Genomic DNA, 20605 nt, shown 5'->3' on the forward strand with positions numbered 1-20605 from the left:
GACAGGAGACCTGACATGGGGACCATCGGGGCCACGGGCACGGCGACCGACCCGGCGGCCGTCGACACCCCGCCCCTCCCGGTCGGCCCGGCCGACCCCGCCTTCTGGCGCCTGCCCGCCGCCGAACGCGCCGCCGCCTTCGCCACCCTGCGCGGCCTGCCCGGCCCGGTCTTCTTCGGCGAACGCCCGCCGAAGGGCCCGGGCCGGGGCTTCCACGCCCTGGTCCGGCACGCCGACGTCGTCGAAGCCGGCCGCACCCCCGCCGTCTTCCTCAGCGGCCCCGGCGTCACCACCCCCGAACCCGCCCGCTGGGTCCGGCTGCTCTTCGGCGACTCGATGGTCAACCTGGACGACCCCCGCCACGCCCAGCTGCGCCGCATCGTCTCCCGCGCCTTCACCCCGCGGCTGATCGCCCGGGTCGAGGACGACGTCCGCGAGGTCGCCGCCCGCCTGGTCGACCGGGTGGAACGCGAACGGCCCGAGGACTTCGTCACCTCCGTCGCCGCGGAACTCCCCTTCCAGGTGATCTGCAACATGATGGGCATCCCCGAGGAACCCCGCCGCGCCATCCTCGACCAGGTCAACCACGCCTCCGAGCACACCGGCGTCGCCCGCCCGCTGCGCCGCCGGCTCCGGGTGCCCGGGCGCGGGCTGCTGGCACTGGCCCGGATGCAGGGCATGGTCGCCGAGCTCGGCCGCGAACGGCGCCGCCGTCCCACCGAGGACCTGATCTCCGCCCTGGTCACCGCCGACGTCGACGGCCGCCGGCTGACCGGCCGGGAACTGGGCGCCTTCTTCTCCCTGCTCCTGGTCGCCGGCGTCGAGACCACCCGCAACGCGCTCGCCCACGGCCTGCACCTGCTCACCGTCCACCCCGAGCAGCGCGCCCTGCTGCTCGGCGACCTGGACGGCCGGCTCGGCGGCGCGGTGGACGAGATCGTCCGCCACTCCACCCCGATCATCCAGTTCCGCCGCACCCTGGCCGTCGACCACCGGCTCGGCGGCCCCGACGGCACCCTGCTGCGCGCGGGCGAGAAGGTGGTGCTCTACTTCGCCTCCGCCAACCGCGACGAGGCCGTCTTCACCGATCCGGACGCGTTCGACATCACCCGCAGCCCCAACCCCCACCTCGGCTTCGGCGGCGGCGGTCCGCACTACTGCCTCGGCGCGCACCTCGCCCGGCAGGAGATGAAGGTGCTCTTCCGCGAGCTGTTCACCCGGTTGCCCGAGGCCCGCTCGGTCGGTGAACCGGACGTGGTCCCGTCCAACTTCGACCACCGGGTCCGCTCGCTGCGGTTCACGTTCTGAGGCGCGGGGCGCGGGGCGCGGGGCGCGGGGGTCCGGGGCGCGGGGCGCGACGTCCGGCGGGGCAGGTGGGCAGGTGGGCCGGTGGGCAGGTGGGCCCTTGAGCCGGTGGGGTGGGTCAGGCCTGCTCGGCCGGCTCCCAGACGGCGTTGTCGTGCGCGAACAGCACCCGGAGCGGCCCGCCTCCGGTCAGCGCGTCGCCCCGGCCCCGGCCCAGCCGGCCCAGCTGGCCCAGCCGGTCGAGCCAGGGCCGGTAGCCGGGCAGCGGCGGTGCGACGCCCTCGGCGGCCGCCCGCCGGGCCAGCACCGCCGAGCCGAACTCGGACGCGAAGTCGTACGCCTGACCGGCCAGCACCACCACGCCGCCGTCCGGCTGTTCCACCACCAGCGACTGGTGGCCGTCCGTGTGCCCCGGGGTCGGCACCACCCGCACGCCCGGCCAGACCTCCGCCTCGCCGTCCAGCTCCCGGTGGACCGCGCCGGGGAAGTCCACCAGCGCGTCGATGGTGTAGTCACCGCGCCGGGCCGTCGCCAGCTCCGTCGCCTGCACCAGCACCGGTGTGCCCGCCAGCAGCGGATTGCCGCCGCAGTGGTCGAAGTGGAGGTGGCAGTTGACCACGAGGTCGATGTCGGCCAGCGCGACGCCGACCGCCGCGAGCGCCGCCGGCAGCGGACGACGGACCGGGCGGTAGTGCGCCTCCGTCTCCGGATCGCCACCGCCGATTCCGGTGTCGAACAGCAGCAGCCCCTCCGGCCGCCGCACCAGGTACGCGAGCACCGGCTCCACCCGCGGTTCGGGCCCGCCCACCTCGGCGGCCGGGCGGACGAAGTAGCCGAGGTCGAGACGATGGATCGCGTGCATGCCGGCTCCTGGCTCCCCGTACGGTCCGGAGGCTCCCCGCGGCCCCCGCCGTTCGCACCCTATCCGCCGGTCCGGTCGCCCCGGACGGCTTTCGCCCGCCTCGTCGTCAGGAGCGCGCCCGGCGGCACCGCCCGGGCGGCCGGTGGTGGTGGCGGGGGTCACGGCGCGTGCCGGCGGACGGGAGCAGAATGCGCTCATGACAGAGCGTCCGACGTCCGCCTCCGACCAGCCCTCCGGCGGCCGGCCCGCCTCCGACCGGTCCGCCCAGGGCCCGCACGGCGCGTACGACCAGCCCACCGCGCACGCCTGGGCCGCCCTCGACGGGCGGGCCGAGCTGCTGGAACGGGTTTCCTTCCACGGCCCCGACACGGTCCTGCCCGCGCGGCTCCCGGTGCGGCAGCTGGCCCGGGCCACCGTCGCCGCGTGCTCGCTCGCCGCCGCCGAGCTGTCCGCTGTGCGCGGCCGGGGCGGTGAAGGGGCAACGGTGGCGGAGGTGCCCGCCGTCCGGATCGACCAGGCGGCCGTCGCCACGGCCTTCGTCAGCGAACGCCACCTCCGGATCGACGGCCGCACCCCCGTCAGCTTCGCGCCGCTGTCCGGCTTCTGGCAGGCCGCCGACGGCTGGGTCCGCACCCACGCCAACTACCCGCACCACCGCACCCGCCTGCTCAGCGCCCTCGAACTGCCCGCCGACACCGGGCCCGAACAACTCGCCAAGACCCTGCGCGACCACCCGGCCGCGTGGATCCAGGAACGCGCCTACGAGGCGGGGGCGCTCGCCGTCGCCGTCGCGCCGGCGCGCGACACCGCACACCCGCTGGCCGAGATCCGCGTGATCGGCGAGACCGCCGCCCGGCCGCTGCCCGCCGCCACCCTCCCCGCCGCCGGCATCCGCGTCCTCGACCTCACCCGGGTGATCGCCGGCCCCGTCGCCACCCGCACCCTCGCCCTGCTCGGCGCCGACGTCCTGCGCGTCGACTCGCCCCGGCTACCCGAGGCCGAGGACGCCCACGCCGACACCGGCTTCGGCAAGCGCTCCACCCGCCTCGACCTCGCCGAACCGGCCGACCGCGCCGCCTTCGAGGACCTGCTCGCCACCGCCGACGTCGTCGTCTCCGGCTACCGCCCCGGCGCCCTGGACACCCACGGCCTCGCCCCCGACGCCCTGCTCGAACGCCGCCCCGGCCTGATCGTCGCCCAGCTCAACGCCTGGGGCTGGACCGGCCCGTGGACCGCGCGCCGCGGCTTCGACAGCCTGGTCCAGGCGGGTGTCGGCATCGCCGCCACCGAGGCCGCTCCCGACGGCCGCCCCGGCGTCCTGCCCGCCCAGGCCCTCGACCACGGCACCGGCTACCTGATCGCCGCCGGCGTCCTGCGCGCCCTCACCGACCAGCGCACCGACCGCCCCGGCGGCCGCCACCTGCGCTTCTCCCTGGCCGGCACCGCCTCCTGGCTCCAGCACCGCATCACCCCCGTCCCCCCGCTGAACGACGAGCCGTATGCGCCCGAGCACAGCCTCGCCGAGACGGACTCCCCGTACGGCCGGCTGCGCCACGCCCTCCCGCCCGTCACCTACGCGGGCGCTCCCGCCGACTGGTCCCGCCCACCCGGCCGCTGGGGCACCGACGAGCCGGTCTGGCTGTGACCGGGCCGAGCGGGAACCGGCGGTGCCCCGGGTGCGGCCGCTGTCGGAGGGATCTGGCAGCATCCCTGACATGCCTGCACACGCCACCGACTTCACCTGGTTCGAAGAGCGTTACCCCGACCTCGCCGAGGCCTACTGCCTGACGCAGGTCCAGGGGATCTCCGCCGACGAGCTGCTGCGCCGGTTCGACGCCGTCCCGGGCCGCTCGGTCACCGGCCTGGCGGCGGTGGTCGAGGCCTGGGAGACGTTCGACGACGGCGAGGACGAGCACGCCCCGGACGGCGACGAGGACCTGATGCTCGTCGCCGTCACCGAGTTCGACGGCTGGGCCGTCGCGGTCGAGGTCAACGGCTACCTGGGGTCGCTGTGGGACGCGCTCCCGAGGCTCGCCGAGGGCACCCGGCTGGTCTCGCACTTCCGCAACTGCAACGCCGTGGACAGCTTCCACTGGCAGGAGCGAGCGGTGAACCGGCTGTACTTCGAGCCGCTCTTCCCCACGCAGCGCCACGGCGAGGACGCCGAGGCCCCGGGGATGGCGGAACTGCTCGCGCACTGCGGCTTCGACCTCACCGACGAGGAGCACGCGGGTGCGGACTCCGGCGTGGATGCGGACCCGGGCGTGGATGCGGGCGCGGACGCGGATTCGGTTGCGGGCTCGGACGCGGGCTCGGTTGCGGGCTCGGACGCGGGCTCGGATGCCGTTGAGGCCCGGCCCCGGCTGCACACCGAGGCGGCGTTCGCGCTCGCCGAGCGGCTGACGGACGTCCGCCTCACCCCGGAACGGCTGGACGCGGCGGGCTTCCGGCTCGGCTACGCCCCCGTGCCGTAGGCGGGGGCTTCCAGCCGCGGGTTCCCGGCCCCGGGGCTTCGGGGTCCTAGCGTCGTGGTTCCGGGCTTTCGGGCTCCGGGCTCCGGGCTCTGCGGTTCCCGGCTCAGACCCCGGCCGGGATCCGCTTGGCCCGGTGGCGGACCTGGAAGGCCGTCACGATCTCGATCAGGCCGAGGATCACCAGCCAGCACCCGGCCAGGATGGTCAGCGCGGTGATCGACCCGACCGGCCACACCATCAGCAGCACGCCCGCCAGCGTGTTGGCCACGCCGGCGAAGGCCTGCCAGCCGCGCGCGGGCATGGCGTCGTCCGAGATCGCCGCGGCGATCTGGGTGATGCCGCGGAACAGCCAGCCGATGCCGATCCAGATCGCCAGCAGCAGCACCGACTGCGCCGCGCTGCGGAAACAGAGCAGGCCGAGCAGGACGCAGATCGTGCCGCTGATGAAGGCCAGCACCCGCAGCGCGGTGGTGGCGTGGGTGCCGAAGGCGGCGACCAGCTGCACGATCCCGATGATCAGGAGGTAGAGGCCGAACAGCACGCCCACCACCAGCAGCGTCTGCTCGGGCCAGGCGAAGACGATGATGCCGAGCGCGAGCGAGGCGAGCCCGGCGACCAGGAGCACCTGCCAGGCGGCCTTGGCGAGCCTTCCGAGCGGGCCCTGGATGGGGGAACCGGTGGGGTCGATGATCGGGGAGACCATGGTGGCGTACTCCTGACGGCCGACGGCGGCCGGTGGCGGGCGGGCGTGCATCTCATGATCGTTCCGGTGGGCCGGGCCCGCCCGCCGGAAGCACCCGTTCAGGGGAGACGGCCCGGGGAGGAACTGCTCTCCCCTCGGTCACCGGACGGACACCTGCGGACCATGTGCCGTCGATATCATCCGGCGATATGACTTCTGCAGGGTGGGGGACCCGTCCGGTCGAGCCGATCAGCCAGCACTACATCGTCTGCGGCGGCAACGCGCTCGCCCACCGCCTGGTCCTCGAGCTCGTCGAACACTACGAAGTCCCGGTGGTGGTGCTCGTCCCGGACCGCACGCGCGACCACGCGCCGCAGATCGAGCAGCTGCCCGGGGTCGCCGCCGTGGTCGAGTGCAGCAGCATCACGGAGGAGGCGCTGCGGGCGGTCCGGGTCGAGACGGCGCGCGGGATCGCCCTGGTCGACGGCAGCGACCAGGAGAACATCCACACCGCGCTCAGCGCCCAGGAGCACAACACCGACATCCGCATCGTGCTGCGGATGTTCAACCAGCGGCTCGGCGAGAACATCGAACGCCTGCTGAAGAACGCCGCCGCGCTCTCCGGCTCCGCCACCGCCGCACCCGCCTTCGCCGCCGCCGCGCTCTCCCGCCCCAACTCCGTCCAGGTCGGCGACCGCTTCTTACACATCGCCCACGACGACGACATCGACTCCGGCCGGATCTGCATCGTCGCCGACCAGATCTACCGGCAGGACCTCAGCCGGATCCGCCTGCTGCCCGAGCAGGAGGGTGACTCGGCCTCCTTCGTCCGGCTCGCCGCCGAGTTCGGCGACGACGGCCCGGTCCGGCGCGGCACCGCCGCCGGGCGGGCGCCGGAGGGAGCGCCCGGCGCCGGGGCAGGGGCAGAGGCAGGGGGCGGGGCCCGGGCTGAGGCCGAGGCCGCGCCCGGGGCCGGCGCCGCGTCCGTTGCCGAATCCGAGCCGGACCCCGGGCGGACGCCGGAGTCGCGACCGGACTCGGAACAGCCGGACGAGCCGGAGGGGCCCGGCGGGGTGGCCGCCCTGCAGGCCCTGCCCAGCGAACCGCCGGTCAGGATCTCCTGGGTGCGCCGACTGCGCTGGCGACTGCTCGACACGCTGCGCTTCTTCACCAGCGCGCGGCTCCGGCTGGTGCTGATCACCGCGCTCGCCGCGGTGCTGATGGCCTTCGGCCTGCTCTGGTACCTCAACCGGGACTTCGGCTGGTCGCTCTACGTCTCGCTGCTCGACCTGGCCGGCGCGGCCCAGCCCGACCAGCCCGCCGACGCGGCCGCCGGCACCGGCACCGGCGGCACCTGGCAGCGCGTCGCCCAAGTGGTGATCACCTTCTGCGGCATCACCTTCGCGCCGGTCGCCACCGCCATCATGGTCGAGGTGCTCGCCTCCGGCCGGCGCGGCCAGCCGCGCAACCCCGGCGCCGGCACCCGGGACCACGTCATCGTCGCCGGGCTGGGCAACGTCGGCACCCGGGTCGTCGCCCAACTGCACGGCCTGGGCGTGCCGGTGGTCGGCCTGGAGCGCGACCCGCAGGCCCGCGGCATCTCCGCCGTCCGCGCGCTCGGCGTACCGGTGGTGGTCGACGACGGTCCGCTGGCGGAACAGCTGCGCCGGGCCCGGCTGAAGCACAGCCGGGCGGTGGTCGCGGTCAGCGGGGACGACGCCACCAACCTGGAGGCGGCCCTGGAGGCGCGCGCGGGCCGGCCCGACGTACGCGTCGTGGTCCGGCTCTTCGACGACAACTTCGCTCGGCACGTCTACGCCACCCTGGACAACGCGGCGTCCCGCTCGACCTCCTACCTGGCCGCGCCCGCCTTCGCCGCGGCCCTGATGGGGCGCGAGGTGCTGGGGACCCTGTCCGTCTTCCGGCACGTGCTGCTGATCGCCGAACTGCGGGCCGAGGAGGGCACCGGTCTGGTCGGCATGAACCGGCACGACCTGGAGGACCCGGGCGGCGTCCGGGTGATCGCCGTCCGGCTGGCCCGCAGCCCGCACGCCTACCAGTGGAACCACGCCGACCGCACCCGCGGTCTCGCCCCGGGCGACCGCATCGTGGTGGCCGCCACCCGCGGCGGCCTGGCCCGCCTCAACACGGCGCTGGTGACCGACGATTGAGGCGGCAGCACCCGCTATCCGTCATCCGCCCTCCGCCATCCGGCGCCTGGCGTCCGTCATCCGCCATCCGGCGTCTGGCGTCCGCCCTCCGCCCTCCGCCCTCCGCCATCCGGCGTCCGGCATTCCGGCACCGAGACGCCGACCCGGACGGCCGACGACGGCTGACAACTGACAGCTGACAACTTTCAGCGAACAGATAACAGCTGACAGATTTCATCATCTGTCAGCTGTCACCCGTCATCCGCTGCTCGTCCGCCCCGCGCCCGTCAGCGGTGCGTGAAGGAGGCCGGCCGCTTCTCGGCGAAGGCGGCCATGCCCTCCTTCTGGTCCGCCGTCGCGAACGCCGCGTGGAACAGGCGGCGTTCGAAGCGGACGCCCTCGGCGAGGGTGGTCTCGAAGGCGCGGTTGACGCTCTCCTTCAGCATCATGGCCGCCGGGGTCGACATCTCCGCGACCTTCTCGGCGGTGGCCAGCGCCTCGGCGAGCAGCTGGTCGGCAGGGACGATCCGGGAGACCAGGCCGGCCCGCTCGGCCTCCTCGGCACCCATCATCCGGCCGGTCAGGCAGAGCTCCATCGCCTTCGCCTTGCCGATCGCCCGGGTCAGCCGCTGCGAGCCGCCGATGCCCGGGATGACGCCGAGCTTGATCTCCGGCTGCCCGAACTTCGCGGTGTCCGCCGCGAGCAGGATGTCGCAGAGCATGGCCAGCTCGCAGCCGCCGCCCAGCGCGAAGCCCGCCACCGCCGCCACGACCGGCTTGCGCAGCTCGCCCAGGCGGTCCCACGGGCCCAGCCAGTCGTCCAGGTAGACGTCGGGGAACCGGTTGCCCTGCATCTCCTTGATGTCCGCACCGGCCGCGAAGGCCTTCTCCGACCCGGTGATCACCAGACACCCGATCTCCGGGTCCCGGTCGAAGGCGGTGGCGGCCGCGACGACCTCGTTCATCAGCCGGGTGTTCAGCGCGTTCAGCGCCTCCGGCCGGTTGAGCGTGATCAGCCCGACCCGCCCCTTGCGCTCGACCAGGATCGTCTCGTAGGTCTCGGTCATCGCCGTTGACTCCCATTCGCTGCTCGGCGGCACACTGACGGGGGATACGATCGCGGACGGACCGGCCGAGCGCCAGTCTCGACAGGCGAGACGGTCGTCACCCGAACCGCAGGTCGCCGTCGGCCGGCGGCTCGAAGAAGCCGGCCACCGCCCGCTCGTCGACCCCGGCCAGGGTGGCCGGCGACCAGCGCGGGTTCCGGTCCTTGTCCACCACCTGCGCGCGGATGCCCTCGACCAGGTCGTGGTGGCCCAGCGCGGCACAGGAGACGCGGTACTCCTGCGCCAGGCTCTCCCCGAGCGTGCGGTGCGCCCGGGCCCGGCGCAGCGCGGCCAGGGTGACCTTCAACATCGTCGGCGACCGGTCGGCGAGCTCCTCGGCGGCCAGCTTCGCCTCCGGGACGCCCGAGCCGAGCAGCCGACCGACGATCTCCTCCACGGTGTCGGCGGCGTAGCAGGCGTCGATCCAGCCGCGCTGCTCCGCGAGCGGCGCGGCCGGCGCCGGCGCGACGTACTCGGCGAGGGCCTCGTCCACCGGCCGGTCGGCCAGCGCGGCGAGCAGGGCGGGCACGGCCGCCGAGGGCACGAAGTGGTCGGCGAAGCCGCAGAGCAGCGCGTCGCCGGCGCTCATCGACACCGAGGCCAGCCCGAGGTGGGTCCCCAACTCGCCCGGGGCGCGGGCCAGCAGACGGCTGCCGCCGACGTCGGGCACCAGCCCGATCCGGGTCTCCGGCATCGCCACCACCGACCGCTCCGTGACGATCCGCACCGAGCCGTGGGCGGAGAGGCCGACCCCGCCGCCCATCGTGATGCCGTCCATCAGCGCGACGTAGGGCTTCGGGTAGTCCGCGATCAGCGCGTTGAGCCGGTACTCGTCGCGGAAGAACCGCCGGAAGCCGGCTCCGCCCGCCTTGGCGTCGTCGTGCATCGCGCGGATGTCCGCCCCCGCGCAGAGCCCGCGCTCGCCGGCGCCGGTCAGCACCACGTGCTCCACCGACCCGTCCGCCGCCCACGCCTCCAGCGCCTCGCGCACGGCGTCGATCATCCCGTGCGTCAGCGAGTTGAGCGCCCGCGGGCGGTCCAGGACGATCCGCCCCGCCCGGCCGTCCGTGCCTACCCGTACCTCTGCGCTCATCGGGCCCGCTCCCGTCCGTCCGTGTCCGCGATGGCACCGGATCCCCGGTGCCGCTTCCGGACGATCTTCCGGCGCCGACCACCGCCACCGCAAGGGAGCCGGTCAGGTGCTGCCATCATGGGAGCTTCGCATGGGTGGGGAGCGAGGGGGCGGGATGGACGACGGGCGTGGGGACGGGACGGCGCGCACGGCGCTGCTGATCGGGGTCGGCGACGCCCCCGCGGCCGCGCACTGCCTCCCGTCGCTGAGCGAGCCGGTCACGGCGGACCTCGGCGGCCTGGAGGCGGCCCTGCTCGCCGCCGGCTACACCGTCGAAACGCTGCGCGACCCCACCCGCAACGCGATCACCGACCGGCTCACCGCCATCTCGCGCACCGCACCGCCCGGCAGCACGCTGCTGCTCCACTACACCGGGCACGGCGTCCGGATCGGCGACTCCGACTACCTGGTGCCCGCCGACGGCCGGGCGCCGCTCGACGACCCCGCCGGCTGGGACCAGCCGTACATCACGGAGTCGCTCCTCGACGCCGACATCAGCCGGTACCTGGCCGCCTGCCGGGCGGGTACCGTCCTGTGGCTGATCGACGCCTGCCGCGCGCCCGAGGCCGACGGCGCCTGGGAGTTCGGCACCCGGATCGTCCACGGGCCGCCCGGCGGCGGCTTCGTGGTGGCGACCGGGTGCGAGCCGGGCGGACGCAGCACCTACACGGAGCACGGCAGCCACTTCACCGGAGCCCTCGCGGAGGCGTTCGGCCCGCTGACCGAGGCGTCCACGGTCGACGAGGTGCTGCGGACCGCGGCACGCCTCACCGAACACCGCAGCAGGCGCCGGCAGAGCGTCCGGATCCACTACGGGACGGACCTGGAGGCGCGGACCCGGGACACCGTGGTGACCAGCGGCCGCCGGCTGCTGGAGTCCTGGCGCGAGGCCGTGGCGGAGCCCGCCCTGTGGGCGCACGTCCCGCCGGCCGGAGCCGGGAGCGTCCCGGCCTTCCAGGAGTGCCTGGTCACGCTCGTCGAGACGGTCGGCCGCCAGGTGGACCACGCCCAACGGCGGATGCCCGACCCCTGGGCCGACGACGACTTCCCGGTGCGGCTGCTGCGCGACCGCCTGCCCCGGCTGCTCCCGAAGGAGACCGAGCTCTCCGCACTGGAGGTCACCGCGCTGATCGCCGGCGTCCTCCTGCACGAGGCGGCCCGGGCGGAACGGCTCAGCCAGGCGCGCGAGATCCACCCGCGGCTCACCCACCACCGGCCGGACGGCGGGGACCACCGACGGCACTACGAGCAGCTGCTCGACCGCTTCCCCCAGGCCGCCGACAAGCTGCGCCACTACGCGTGGTGGGACGGTCCCTCCGACGGTCACGAAGCCGCGCTGCTCTGGCTGGTCCACCGCTGGATCGCCGAGCGGTTCGAGATCGACGAGCACCCGGTGCCCGCGGCCCCGGCCGACTCCTTCGCCGCCGCCCTACTGGGCGCCGGCAGCCCGGGGGCGTCCGGCCGCGCCGACGAACTCGCCGCCGCCCTCCGCGCGGTCGCCGCGGGCCCCGCGCTCGGTGTGCCGGTGGACGGCCGCGGCCGGCCGTCCACCGACCGCTACGCGGTGCGCGGCGAGGCCCACCGGCTCCGGGTCCGCCCGCTCGCCGCCCTGCTCCGCGTCGCCGCGCTGCTGGCACTGGACGCGCGCGCCCTCCCCGACGTCGTCCTGGAACACCTCGCCGTCTCCGACCCGGTCCACCCCGGCCGGGTGACCGCGCTCTTCCGGTCGGACGTCGTCTGGCAGTCCGAGGACGGCGGTCCCGCGGCCGGCACCCTGCACCTGGACGCGATCTGCCCGCACCCCGCGATCCACGCCGCCCTGGGCACGCTCGTCGAGGACGCGGACGAGACCTCCTGCGCGCTCCGCGAACTCGCCCGGCAGTGGCCGGGACCGGAAGCCGCCCTGCTGGAGGGCCTGCCGCCGCGCATCACCGACCGCGGCCTGCGGCCGGGCGAGAACGGCGGCCGACGGGCCTACGACGTGCCGCTGCTGAGGTTCTCACTGGCCCAGACCGAGGTCCGCAGGCTGCTGATGGGCGAGGACCTCTACGAGGGCAAGCCCGAGCTGGCGCTGCGCGAGCTCTACCAGAACGCGATGGACGCCTGCCGCTACCGGCAGATGCGCGAGACGTACCTGCAAGGTCGCGGGCTCAGCACCGGCGGGTGGGACGGCACCATCCGGTTCACGACCGGGGAGGACGCCCGCGGCCGCTGGGTCGAGTGCCGGGACAACGGCGTCGGCATGACGGTCGACCAGCTGAAGAGCACCTTCACCCGGGCCGGCAGCCGCTTCGAGCAGTCCCGCGAGTTCCGGCGCGAACAGGCGGCCTGGCTGCGCCACGACCGCTCGCTGCGGCTCTACCCCAACAGCAGGTTCGGCATCGGCGTCTTCAGCTACTTCATGCTCGCGGACGAGATGACGGTGGTCACCCGCCCGGTCGGACCCGACGGCCGCCCGGGGCCGAAAGCACTCCGGGTCGAGATCCCCGGCAGCGGCAGCCTCTTCCGCATCCAGGAGGTGGACGACGCCGCCGGAGAGGCCCTCCCCGGCGGCGGCACCGCCGTGCGGCTCTACCTCAAGCGCCCCGAACTGCTGCGCGGCGACACCTGCCTGGGTCTGCTGAGGTCGCTGGTCCACGTGAGCGAGTTCCGACTGGAGGTGACGGACGCCGCCGGAGCCGCCCACGTCTGGGAACCACGGGTCCTCCGGTCCGGCGGCCGGATCGAGGCCGCGACGGCGGTCGAGGCGGTACCGGGGACCTTGTGGTGGGTCCGCGGCAAGGGCGCCGTCCTCTGCGACGGAATCGCCGCCGACAAGCGCCCGTTCGGCTACGTGCTCAACCTCACCGGCCCGAACGCCGCCCGGCTGAGCGTCAACCGGCAGAAGATCGAGGCGTACGACCTCGCCTGGGAGGCCCGGCAGTGGCGGCTGGGAGCGGCCGCCCTGGCCGACTGGCCGGCCCTGGACCTCGACTGGCTCCACGAACTGGAGGCCGCGAACCTCCGCGCGGCGCGGGCGGTCTGGGAGGAACTGCGCGGCCGCGGCATCCGGGTCAAGAGCGCGCACGGCGTGACCTTCCCCCTCGACGCGGTCGGCTGGTTCACCACCCAGGGCATCCGCTCCCATGACCTCCCACACCACGTGCGGACCTGGCGGGCCAGGGTCCTGGGCACGGATCCGGGGAGTTACCCGGGCAAGCGTGATGCCGCGCCGGTGTCCATCGAGGGCTACCCGGTTCCGGAGCCGGGCTGCGCCGCCGCCGCCGTCGCGGAAAGCGTGGACGAGGACTGGCGCTCGGTGGTGCGGGTGGCCCACGATCAGGACCGCACCGTCGCCGAAGTCCTCCGCGCGCTCCGCGGCCTGCGGATCGTCCACCCCTCGCTGGCAGGGCCGGCCGTCCGTGCGGGCGACTTCGAGTGGGTCCCCGACTACCTCGACTGGTCCATCCTGACCGGTCTTTCCCCGCGAGTCCCGGAGTTCCGCACTCAGGGACGCAATGACTACCGCCATGCCCCCCAGGACCTCCGCGGTCTCGTCCGGGCGTCCGCCGACCGGGGAAGCCCGCTCGGTGAACTGGCGGAACGCTGCGGTCGCTACGCCCCCTTCCTGCGCAAACCCCTCGGAGAGGCACCCGAGCACCACGGGGAGCACGTCTGCACCGAGAGCGAGCTGGCGCTGCTGTATCTCCACGAGGACGGCCGCAACTGGCGTCCGGTGGCGGGCGAATGGGACGTCGCGGAGGTCTGCGACACGCTCGGCGTCACCCCGGTCGAGGCCCAGCGGCGGCTGGCCCGGTTCGCCTGGCTGGGCTGGCACACCCCGGTTCCGGAGGTGGTCGAGCGGTGGCGGGCCCTGCCGTCCGACCTGCGCGGCATTCTGAAGGACCACCGGGTGCGGGCGGACGACGGCCGCCAGGAGCTGCCCTGGGCGGCCACCATCGCCCTCGCCGCCGAGTGGGAGATCCCGCTGATCGAGGCGGACAGTGTCCTGGCGCACATCGCCGGCGACCTCGGCCTCTCCCACCGGCGGAGGTACACCGACGGCAGCCCCGGACACGACTACCTGCCCGAGCCCGGCACCGCGGAGCTCGCCCTGGCGCTTCACCGGGCCGGCGTCCGGCTGGAGGGCGGAGTCTCACTCCGCGACCTCGCCTTCGCCCTTCCGAGTCAGACGTCGTGGGACGAGGCGGCTTTCGCCGCGGACGAGCTGCGCGATGCGGGGGTGAACCTCCCCGATGCCCGGGAGCTCCTGACGGCCTGGGACGACCTGCCGGTGCCGAGCCGCTACGCGTTCTCCGGCAACGATCCCTCCTTCTTCGGTGCGGACTACCCGGTGCCGCCGTCCTCGGCGGTGCTGTTCACCGGCAGCAGCGCGCTGCAGTCCGGCCTGTCGTACCTCTGGGGCGCGGCGCGCAAGGAGGTCCGACGACTCGGCCTGCCGGCGGAACTCGCCCCGCCGCCGCTGCCGACGGCCCTGAAGGACTTCCGTCCGACCAGGGCACAGGTCACGGCGCTCGTCGACCCGGGTGAGGAGTACGACGAGTGGATCGAAAGCCCGCAGTGGGCGCCGCTGACGGCGGCCCGGTTGACCGCCTACGCCCACGCCCGGCACGTCGGCGCCCGCGCCGCCTACGAGGAGCTGGCGCCGCTGCGCGGGATCGGGGCACCGGTGCCCGAGCTCACGCCGGACGCCCTGGCCGGGTTGCCCGACGAGGTGCCGACCGCCCGCGATCTCCTGGCGGTCGGTGAGGAGTACCGGGTGTCCGAGCCCGGTGGGCCGCTGGTCCCGCTGGACCTGGTGAGCATCGCCGGGCGGCTCGGCGAGCCGCTCTCCCGGACCTGGCACCGCATCGCGCCGTACCTGCCCCTGGAGGCCGTGCCGCCGCGGATCGACGGTGACCGCGTCCCGGACGTGCTGCCGCTCTGGCAGGACCTGGCGGTCCTCTCCGAGGGGCTGGACGGCCGGCTGCCCGCGATCGGCCGGCAGGTCACGCCCGAGCGGCTGGCGTTCGCCGCCGCTGGGGTCGGTGCGTCGGCCGGCTGGGTGCGCGCCCGACTCGCCCTGTACGCGGACCTGTTCGGGCTGGAGCTGCCGTCCGTGGCGGATGCCGAGGACGTGACCGACACGGAGGAGAAGCAGTGACCTCAGCCCCGACGCCCCCGACGCCCCCGACGCCCCCGACGCCCCCGCCATCCCCGGCGCCGGCGCACGAGCACGCGCTGGTTTACGCCGAGGAGGACCTCGGCGAGACCCCGGCCGACGGCTTCACGCAGCAGCCGTCCCCGGACGGCCGCGCGGTCGTGGTGGAGGGCACCTGTCCGCGCTGCCACGGACGCACCGTCACCCGGTTCCCCGTCGGCCTTCCGGGCACCGGCACCAAGGGCCTGTTCGACGTGCTGACCGGGCGTGGCGCCGCGGCCGCCGACGAGGACCCGCTGACCGGCGAGGTGCACTTCTGCGAGTGCGGGCACGCGCACCCGCAGCTGCCGCCGGACGCCGTGTTCGTCGGCTGCGGCGCGAGCTGGCGGATCAAGCCGTGAGCGCGCGCGCCGACCGCAAGTGGGCCGAGCTCGCCCGGGACCTGGAGTTCACCCGGCTGCCGGAACTGCGGCGGCAGGCCGAGGGCTGGCGCAACGGGCTGGCCGGCCTGACCGCCCTGCTGGCCGTCCTCGGCCTGCTCAAGGGGCGTGACAACCTGGACGACCTGCCGGCCTGGGCGCGCAGCACGGCGACGGGGCTGCTGGTCGCTGCGTTCCTGCTGCTGCTGACCGGATCGCTGCTGGCGGTCCGGGCGGCCCACGGGGTACCCGGACCGGAGATCGTCCTCGGAGGGCAGGCGCTCCGCCGGTGGACCGAGGCCGAGGTCGCCAGGGTGACCCGTGCCCTGGCCAGGGCCGCCGTCTGCTGCGGCCTCGGGCTGCTGCTGGTCGTGGGCACGCTCGCGCTGGCGTGGAGCACCACCGAGCCCGCGGCGAAGCACCTGGTGCGGCTGCGGACGGTGACCGGCGAGGTGTGCGGCGAACTGCTCTCCGCCGACCCGCAGCGGATCGTCGTGCGCGGCGAGGACGGCGGGGCGGCGACGACCGCGGTCCCGCAGGGCTCGCTGGTGAGCATGGAGCCCGCCGCCTCCTGCCCGGCCGGCTGACACCCGCTGACGCCTGCCGGCACCCGCCGGCAAACCGCTGACACCCCGGCAAGCACGTGGTGCCGGCCACCACCAGGGCGGCCGGCACCACACGCCGAACGGGCCTACATCCGGGACGGGCCCACGCCCCGGACGGGCCTTTGGTCTGAACAGACGGCGTTCCGGTCAGGCCTCCGGCACGACCCGGCCGGTCACCTCGCCGAAGCCGACCACCGTGCCGTCGAGCCCCGGGGCGGTGGCACTGATGGTGACCTCGTCGCCGTCCTCCAGGAAGGTGCGCGCGCTGCCGTCGGGCAGCTTGAGCGGCTCCTCGCCGTTCCAGGTGAGCTCGATCAGCGCGCCCCGGGTGTCCGCCTCCGGGCCGCTGACGGTGCCCGAGGCGAAGAAGTCCCCGGTGCGCAGCGACGCGCCGTTGGCCGTCATGTGGGTGAGCTGCTGCGCAGCCGTCCAGTACATCGTGGCGAACGGAGGCCGGGAGACCGGGTGGCCGTTCAGGCGGATCTCCATCGCGAGGTCCAGGCCCCAGGGCTCGCCGTTCCGGTCGTCCAGGTAGGGGAGCGGCTCGACGTCGCGGGCCGGCGGGCTGACCCGCGCGTGCTCGAGGGCGTCCAGCGGCACGATCCACGGCGACACCGAGGTGGCGAAGGACTTGCCGAGGAACGGGCCGAGCGGCACGTACTCCCAGGCCTGGATGTCGCGCGCGGACCAGTCGTTGACCAGGCAGACGCCGAACACGTGCTCGCGGAAGGCGCCCAGGGTGACCGGGGTGCCGAGGCTCGACGGGGTGCCGACGACGAAGCCGACCTCCGCCTCGATGTCCAGGCGGCGGGTCGGGCCGAAGGACGGCACCGCGTCGGCCGGCGCCTTGCGCTGCCCGTGCGGGCGGACCACCGGGGTGCCGGAGACCACCACCGTGCCGGCCCGGCCGTGGTAACCGATCGGCAGGTGCTTCCAGTTGGGGGTGAGCGGGTCCGAGCCGGGGCGGAAGATCCGGCCGAGGTTGGTGGCGTGGTGCTCGGAGGCGTAGAAGTCGACGTAGTCGGCGACCTCGAACGGCAGGTGCAGCTCGACCTCGGCCACCGGCAGCAGCAGCGGCGAGAGCGCGTCCCGGAAGGACTCGTCGGTGAGCCAGCGGGTCAGCGCGGCGCGGACCTCGGTCCAGACCGGACGGCCCGCGGCCAGCAGCGGGTTGAGCGTGTCGGCGTCCAGCAGGACGGACGGCTCCCCGGCGGCGCGGGCGGCGGCTCCGGCGTCGAGGACGAACTCCTCGATCCGGACGCCGATCCGGCGCCGGCCCGGCCGGTCCGCCGCGGTGAAGACGCCGTACGGCAGGTTGTGCACGCCGAACGGCGAGTCCTGGGCGCTGGCGAGCCAGCTGCGGGGGGTGGTCAACGGTCCTCCTGGGAGAGCTGGTCGGGCGACAGCAGGCCGAGGGCGGCCAGGTCGTCCAGGGGTTCGGCGATGCTGCAGGTGCCGAACGCGGTGAACGAGTTCCGGATCACCGTAACCTGATGCCCGGTCAGCTCGCGGACCGCCTTGGCCAGGACCTCGCCCGAGCGCTCCGCCAGCACCTCGGCGGCGGCCGCGCGGTCGGTCTCCTGGGCGGCCAGCAGCACGTTCAGGAAGCCGTGGTGCTCGAAGCCGGTGACCGGGTCGGTGTGCCGGACGGCGTGGTGCAGGCCGGCGGTGCACTTGTACGGCAGCCCGCGCTGCGCGCAGCCGGTGAGGAAGCCGGCCAGCTCCTCCTCGTCCGGGAAGGCGCCGGCCACCACCCCGCCGGTGCGGAACTTGGCCCGGTACGGGCTGTCGACCAGCACGTCCAGCACCTCGTCCAGGGCGTCGCCGCGCAGCAGTTCGCGCGGCAGCTCGACGGCGGCCGGGACGTGCGGCGGCAGCAGCAGGTCGAGCGCGGCCACCGCCTCGCTCGCGTCCCGGGTGGCGAGTTCGACGCCGGCCACCTCGAACGGCGCGGCGGCGGCGAGTGCCGGGCCGAGCTCGGCACTGCCCCCCGGCAGGACGAGCCCGACCCGGAGGCCGGCGTCGGCGACGCCGGACAGTTCGCCCAGCCGGCCCGCTCCGCAGAGGAACGGGCCGACCGCGGCGGCGTACCACGCGGAGCGGTGCGCGCGGTGTGCCGGTACCGCCTCGGCGACCGGCAGGTTCCCCGGCGGGAACACGGCAGCGTCGTCGAAGAGGCCTTGGAAGAGCGCGGGGATCCCCGCGCCGGAGGAGCGTGCGGAGGTCACCGCTGCGGCCCCCGACCCGCCCAGGTCCAGGCGTAGTTGGAGTCCTCGCTGGCCCGGCCGCCCTCGCCCAGCTCCAGCGGACGGAAGGTGTCCACCATGACGGCGAGCTCGTCGAAGAACTCCACGCCGATGCTGCGCTCGTACGCGCCCGGCTGCGGGCCGTGGGTGTGGCCGCCCGGGTGCAGGGAGATCGAACCCTGGCCGATCCCCGAGCCCTTGCGGGCCGCGTAGTCGCCGCCGCAGTAGAACATGACCTCGTCGCTGTCCACGTTGGAGTGGTAGTACGGGACGGGGATCGACAGCGGGTGGTAGTCCACCTTGCGGGGCACGAAGTTGCAGATCACGAACCCGTTGCCCTCGAACACCTGGTGCGCGGGCGGCGGCTGGTGGATCCGGCCGGTGATCGGCTCGTAGTCCCGGACGTTGAACGCGTACGGGTAGAGGCAGCCGTCCCAGCCGACCACGTCGAACGGGTGGTGCGGCACGGTGTACCGGGTGCCCGAAATCCCGTTCGGGCCACGGTGCTTGACCAGCACGTCGACGTCGCCCTCGTCGTCCACCAGCAGCGGGCCGACCGGGCCGCGCAGGTCCCGCTCGCAGTACGGCGCGTGCTCCAGCAGCTGCCCGTACTTGGAGAGGAAGCGCTTGACCGGGGTGATGTGGCTGTTCGCCTCGATGCAGTACGCGCGCAGCGGCTCGTCACCGGACGGCACCCAGCGGTGCGTGGTGGCACGCGGGATGATCACGTAGTCGCCCTGGCCGACCTCGATCGAGCCGAAGACCGTCTCCACCGTGCCCGCGCCGGACTCCACGTACACGCACTCGTCGCCGAGTCCGTTGCGGTAGAGCTCGCTCGGGGCCCCGGCGGCGACGTACGAGATCCGCACGTCGCCGTTGCCGAGGACGAGGCGGCGGCTGGTCACGACGTCCGCGGACTTCCACTCCTGGCCCGCGAACAGCTCGTGCAGCTTGAGGTGGCGGGGGAGCAGGGGATGGTTGGGCACCGTCGACTGGTCCGGCAGCTCCCACGGCACCGCGTCCACGACGGCCGAGGGGATGCCCCGGTGGTAGAGCAGCGAGGAGTCCGAGGAGAACCCCTCCTCACCCATCAACTCCTCGTAGTACAGCCCGCCTTCGGGCGTGCGGTGCTGCGTGTGCCGCTTGGGCGGGATGCTGCCCAGCTGCCGGTAGTACGCCATCTCCCTGCTCCTCCTCGACCGTCAGCCGACCGTGTTCAGCCGACCGTGCTCACAGCTCCCCGACGCTCACAGGTTGCCGCGGGCGTCCTGCTCGCGCTCGATCGCCTCGAACAGCGCCTTGAAGTTGCCCTTGCCGAAGCCCAGCGAACCGTGCCGCTCGATGAACTCGTAGAACACGGTCGGGCGGTCGCCGATCGGCTTGGTGAAGATCTGCAGCAGGTAGCCGTCCTCGTCGCGGTCGACCAGGATGCCGCGCTTCTTCAGCTCGTCGATCTCGACCCGGACCTTGCCGATCCGCGCGCGCAGCTCCGGGTCGTCGTAGTACGAGTCCGGGGTGTTGAGGAACTCCACGCCGCGCGAACGCAGCACGTCCACGGTGGTGAGGATGTCGTTGGTGGCCAGCGCCATGTGCTGGCAGCCCGGGCCGGTGTAGAACTCCAGGTACTCGTCGATCTGCGACTTCTTCTTGGCGATGGCCGGCTCGTTGAGCGGGAACTTCACCCGGTGGTTGCCGCTGGCGACGACCTTGGACATCAGCGCCGAGTAGTCGGTGGCGATGTCGTCGCCGACGAACTCGGCCATGTTCACGAAGCCCATGACCCGGTTGTAGAACGAGACCCACTCGTCCATCTTGCCGAGCTCGACGTTGCCGACGGCGTGGTCGAGGGCCTGGAACAGGCGCTTCGGCGAGCCCTCCGGGTGCTTGACCTTGCTCTCGGCCGCGATGTAGCCCGGCAGGTAGGGGCCGTGGTAGCGGGAACGGTCGATCAGGGTGTGCCGGGTCTCGCCGTAGGTGGCGATCGCCGCGCGGCGCACGGTGCCGTTCTCGTCCGAGACGTCGTTCGGCTCCTCCAGGACGGTCGCGCCGGTCGCGCGGGCGTGCTCGATGCACTTGTCGACGTCCGGGACCTCCAGGGCCAGGTCGACGACGCCGTCGCCGTGGCGGCGGTGGTGGTCCAGCAGCGGGCTGTCCGGCAGCACGCCGCCCTTGATCACGAAGCGGCAGGAGCCGGAGCGGAGGACGAAGGCCTTGCGGTCGCGGCGGCCGGTCTCCGGGCCCGAGTAGGCGACCAGCTCCATGCCGAACACGGCCTGGTAGAACTGCGCCGTCTGGGTGGCGTTGCCGACCACGAAGACGACCGCGTCCTGGGCGGTCACGGGGAACGGGTCGGTGGCCGGGTCGTGCTCGACGAGGCCGACCAGGCGGCGCAGCTGGTCGGCGTCGAGGCCGGCCTCGCGCTCCTCGGGGGTCAGCTCAAGGGCGTGGGACTGCGGGGTCATCGGTCGTTCCTCCACTTTGGGC

General features: G+C 74.2%; 15 protein-coding genes. 7 read left to right on the plus strand and 8 right to left on the minus strand.

Going from position 1 to position 20605, the window contains the following annotated elements:
* Positions 1-15: 15 nt before the first annotated feature.
* Positions 16-1308 carry a cytochrome P450 gene (locus tag ACFVHB_RS03325; RefSeq protein ID WP_380314550.1) on the plus strand — a complete coding sequence of 431 codons (1293 nt, stop codon included), beginning with the start codon at positions 16-18 and terminating at the stop codon, positions 1306-1308.
* A gap of 115 nt (positions 1309-1423) precedes the next feature.
* Here ACFVHB_RS03325 and ACFVHB_RS03330 read toward each other — a convergent pair whose 3' ends face one another.
* A complete protein-coding gene (locus tag ACFVHB_RS03330) occupies positions 1424-2167 on the minus strand; it encodes an MBL fold metallo-hydrolase (RefSeq protein ID WP_380314551.1) in 744 nt (247 codons plus the stop codon).
* 196 nt (positions 2168-2363) lie between these two features.
* On the opposite strand from ACFVHB_RS03330, the gene ACFVHB_RS03335 reads away from it, so the two are divergent.
* Both ACFVHB_RS03335 and ACFVHB_RS03340 read left to right on the plus strand, forming a co-directional pair.
* Positions 2364-3812 carry a CoA transferase gene (locus ACFVHB_RS03335; protein ID WP_380314552.1) on the plus strand — a complete coding sequence of 483 codons (1449 nt, stop codon included), beginning with the start codon at positions 2364-2366 and terminating at the stop codon, positions 3810-3812.
* 70 nt (positions 3813-3882) lie between these two features.
* Positions 3883-4641, plus strand: coding sequence for a DUF6461 domain-containing protein (locus ACFVHB_RS03340; RefSeq protein ID WP_380314553.1), 759 nt, complete (start codon positions 3883-3885; stop codon positions 4639-4641).
* Positions 4642-4744: 103 nt separating this feature from the next.
* Here ACFVHB_RS03340 and ACFVHB_RS03345 read toward each other — a convergent pair whose 3' ends face one another.
* On the minus strand, positions 4745-5395 hold the full coding sequence (locus ACFVHB_RS03345) for an HdeD family acid-resistance protein (RefSeq protein ID WP_380314554.1): 651 nt from the start codon (positions 5393-5395) through the stop codon (positions 4745-4747).
* 137 nt (positions 5396-5532) lie between these two features.
* On the opposite strand from ACFVHB_RS03345, the gene ACFVHB_RS03350 reads away from it, so the two are divergent.
* The gene (locus ACFVHB_RS03350) at positions 5533-7494 is read left to right on the plus strand and encodes an NAD-binding protein (protein ID WP_380314555.1); all 1962 of its coding nucleotides are present in this window, start codon (positions 5533-5535) and stop codon (positions 7492-7494) included.
* A gap of 266 nt (positions 7495-7760) precedes the next feature.
* Here the strand turns inward: ACFVHB_RS03350 and ACFVHB_RS03355 are convergent, their stop codons facing one another.
* Together ACFVHB_RS03355 and ACFVHB_RS03360 are read right to left on the minus strand one after the other, a co-directional pair.
* A complete protein-coding gene (locus tag ACFVHB_RS03355; protein WP_380314556.1) occupies positions 7761-8540 on the minus strand; it encodes an enoyl-CoA hydratase in 780 nt (259 codons plus the stop codon).
* Positions 8541-8637: 97 nt separating this feature from the next.
* Positions 8638-9672: an enoyl-CoA hydratase/isomerase family protein gene (locus tag ACFVHB_RS03360; RefSeq protein ID WP_380314557.1), complete on the minus strand. Its 1035-nt coding sequence runs from the start codon at positions 9670-9672 to the stop codon at positions 8638-8640.
* A 154-nt stretch (positions 9673-9826) separates the two neighbouring features.
* Here ACFVHB_RS03360 and ACFVHB_RS03365 point away from each other — a divergent pair, with 154 nt between their 5' ends.
* Genes ACFVHB_RS03365 through ACFVHB_RS03375 form a run of 3 tightly spaced genes read left to right on the plus strand, consistent with a single transcriptional unit; the run spans position 9827 to position 15857 of the window.
* Positions 9827-14854, plus strand: a complete 5028-nt coding sequence (locus tag ACFVHB_RS03365) for a caspase family protein (protein WP_380314558.1) — start codon at positions 9827-9829, stop codon at positions 14852-14854.
* On the plus strand, positions 14851-15252 hold the full coding sequence (locus ACFVHB_RS03370) for a hypothetical protein (RefSeq protein WP_380314559.1): 402 nt from the start codon (positions 14851-14853) through the stop codon (positions 15250-15252). The genes ACFVHB_RS03365 and ACFVHB_RS03370 overlap by 4 nt, the downstream gene beginning before the upstream one ends.
* The gene (locus ACFVHB_RS03375; RefSeq protein ID WP_380314560.1) at positions 15249-15857 is read left to right on the plus strand and encodes a hypothetical protein; all 609 of its coding nucleotides are present in this window, start codon (positions 15249-15251) and stop codon (positions 15855-15857) included. Before ACFVHB_RS03370 ends, ACFVHB_RS03375 begins: the two co-directional genes overlap by 4 nt.
* 165 nt (positions 15858-16022) lie before the next feature.
* On the opposite strand, the gene fahA is transcribed toward ACFVHB_RS03375, so the two are convergent.
* The 4 genes from fahA to hppD form a co-directional block, all read right to left on the minus strand.
* Positions 16023-17249 carry a fumarylacetoacetase gene (gene fahA, locus ACFVHB_RS03380; protein WP_380314561.1) on the minus strand — a complete coding sequence of 409 codons (1227 nt, stop codon included), beginning with the start codon at positions 17247-17249 and terminating at the stop codon, positions 16023-16025.
* A complete protein-coding gene (locus ACFVHB_RS03385; RefSeq protein WP_380314562.1) occupies positions 17246-18103 on the minus strand; it encodes a hypothetical protein in 858 nt (285 codons plus the stop codon). Before ACFVHB_RS03385 ends, fahA begins: the two co-directional genes overlap by 4 nt.
* Positions 18100-19302 carry a homogentisate 1,2-dioxygenase gene (locus tag ACFVHB_RS03390; RefSeq protein ID WP_380314563.1) on the minus strand — a complete coding sequence of 401 codons (1203 nt, stop codon included), beginning with the start codon at positions 19300-19302 and terminating at the stop codon, positions 18100-18102. Before ACFVHB_RS03390 ends, ACFVHB_RS03385 begins: the two co-directional genes overlap by 4 nt.
* Positions 19303-19368: 66 nt before the next feature.
* Entirely contained in the window at positions 19369-20583 is a 1215-nt protein-coding gene (gene hppD, locus ACFVHB_RS03395) for a 4-hydroxyphenylpyruvate dioxygenase (protein ID WP_380314564.1), read from the minus strand.
* Positions 20584-20605: the final 22 nt, after the last annotated feature.

Origin of the sequence: Kitasatospora sp. NPDC127111, from assembly GCF_042677465.1 — a bacterium.
GTDB lineage: Bacteria > Actinomycetota > Actinomycetes > Streptomycetales > Streptomycetaceae > Kitasatospora.

Coding starts and splice junctions, on each gene's coding strand:
- ACFVHB_RS03355 (WP_380314556.1), bottom strand. CDS start 8,540: ATGACCGAGACCTACGAGACGATCCTGGTCGAGCGCAAGGGGCGGGTC.
- hppD (WP_380314564.1), bottom strand. CDS start 20,583: ATGACCCCGCAGTCCCACGCCCTTGAGCTGACCCCCGAGGAGCGCGAG.
- ACFVHB_RS03340 (WP_380314553.1), top strand. CDS start 3,883: ATGCCTGCACACGCCACCGACTTCACCTGGTTCGAAGAGCGTTACCCC.
- ACFVHB_RS03330 (WP_380314551.1), bottom strand. CDS start 2,167: ATGCACGCGATCCATCGTCTCGACCTCGGCTACTTCGTCCGCCCGGCC.
- ACFVHB_RS03390 (WP_380314563.1), bottom strand. CDS start 19,302: ATGGCGTACTACCGGCAGCTGGGCAGCATCCCGCCCAAGCGGCACACG.
- ACFVHB_RS03360 (WP_380314557.1), bottom strand. CDS start 9,672: ATGAGCGCAGAGGTACGGGTAGGCACGGACGGCCGGGCGGGGCGGATC.
- ACFVHB_RS03365 (WP_380314558.1), top strand. CDS start 9,827: ATGGACGACGGGCGTGGGGACGGGACGGCGCGCACGGCGCTGCTGATC.
- ACFVHB_RS03350 (WP_380314555.1), top strand. CDS start 5,533: ATGACTTCTGCAGGGTGGGGGACCCGTCCGGTCGAGCCGATCAGCCAG.
- ACFVHB_RS03345 (WP_380314554.1), bottom strand. CDS start 5,395: ATGCACGCCCGCCCGCCACCGGCCGCCGTCGGCCGTCAGGAGTACGCC.
- ACFVHB_RS03325 (WP_380314550.1), top strand. CDS start 16: ATGGGGACCATCGGGGCCACGGGCACGGCGACCGACCCGGCGGCCGTC.
- ACFVHB_RS03335 (WP_380314552.1), top strand. CDS start 2,364: ATGACAGAGCGTCCGACGTCCGCCTCCGACCAGCCCTCCGGCGGCCGG.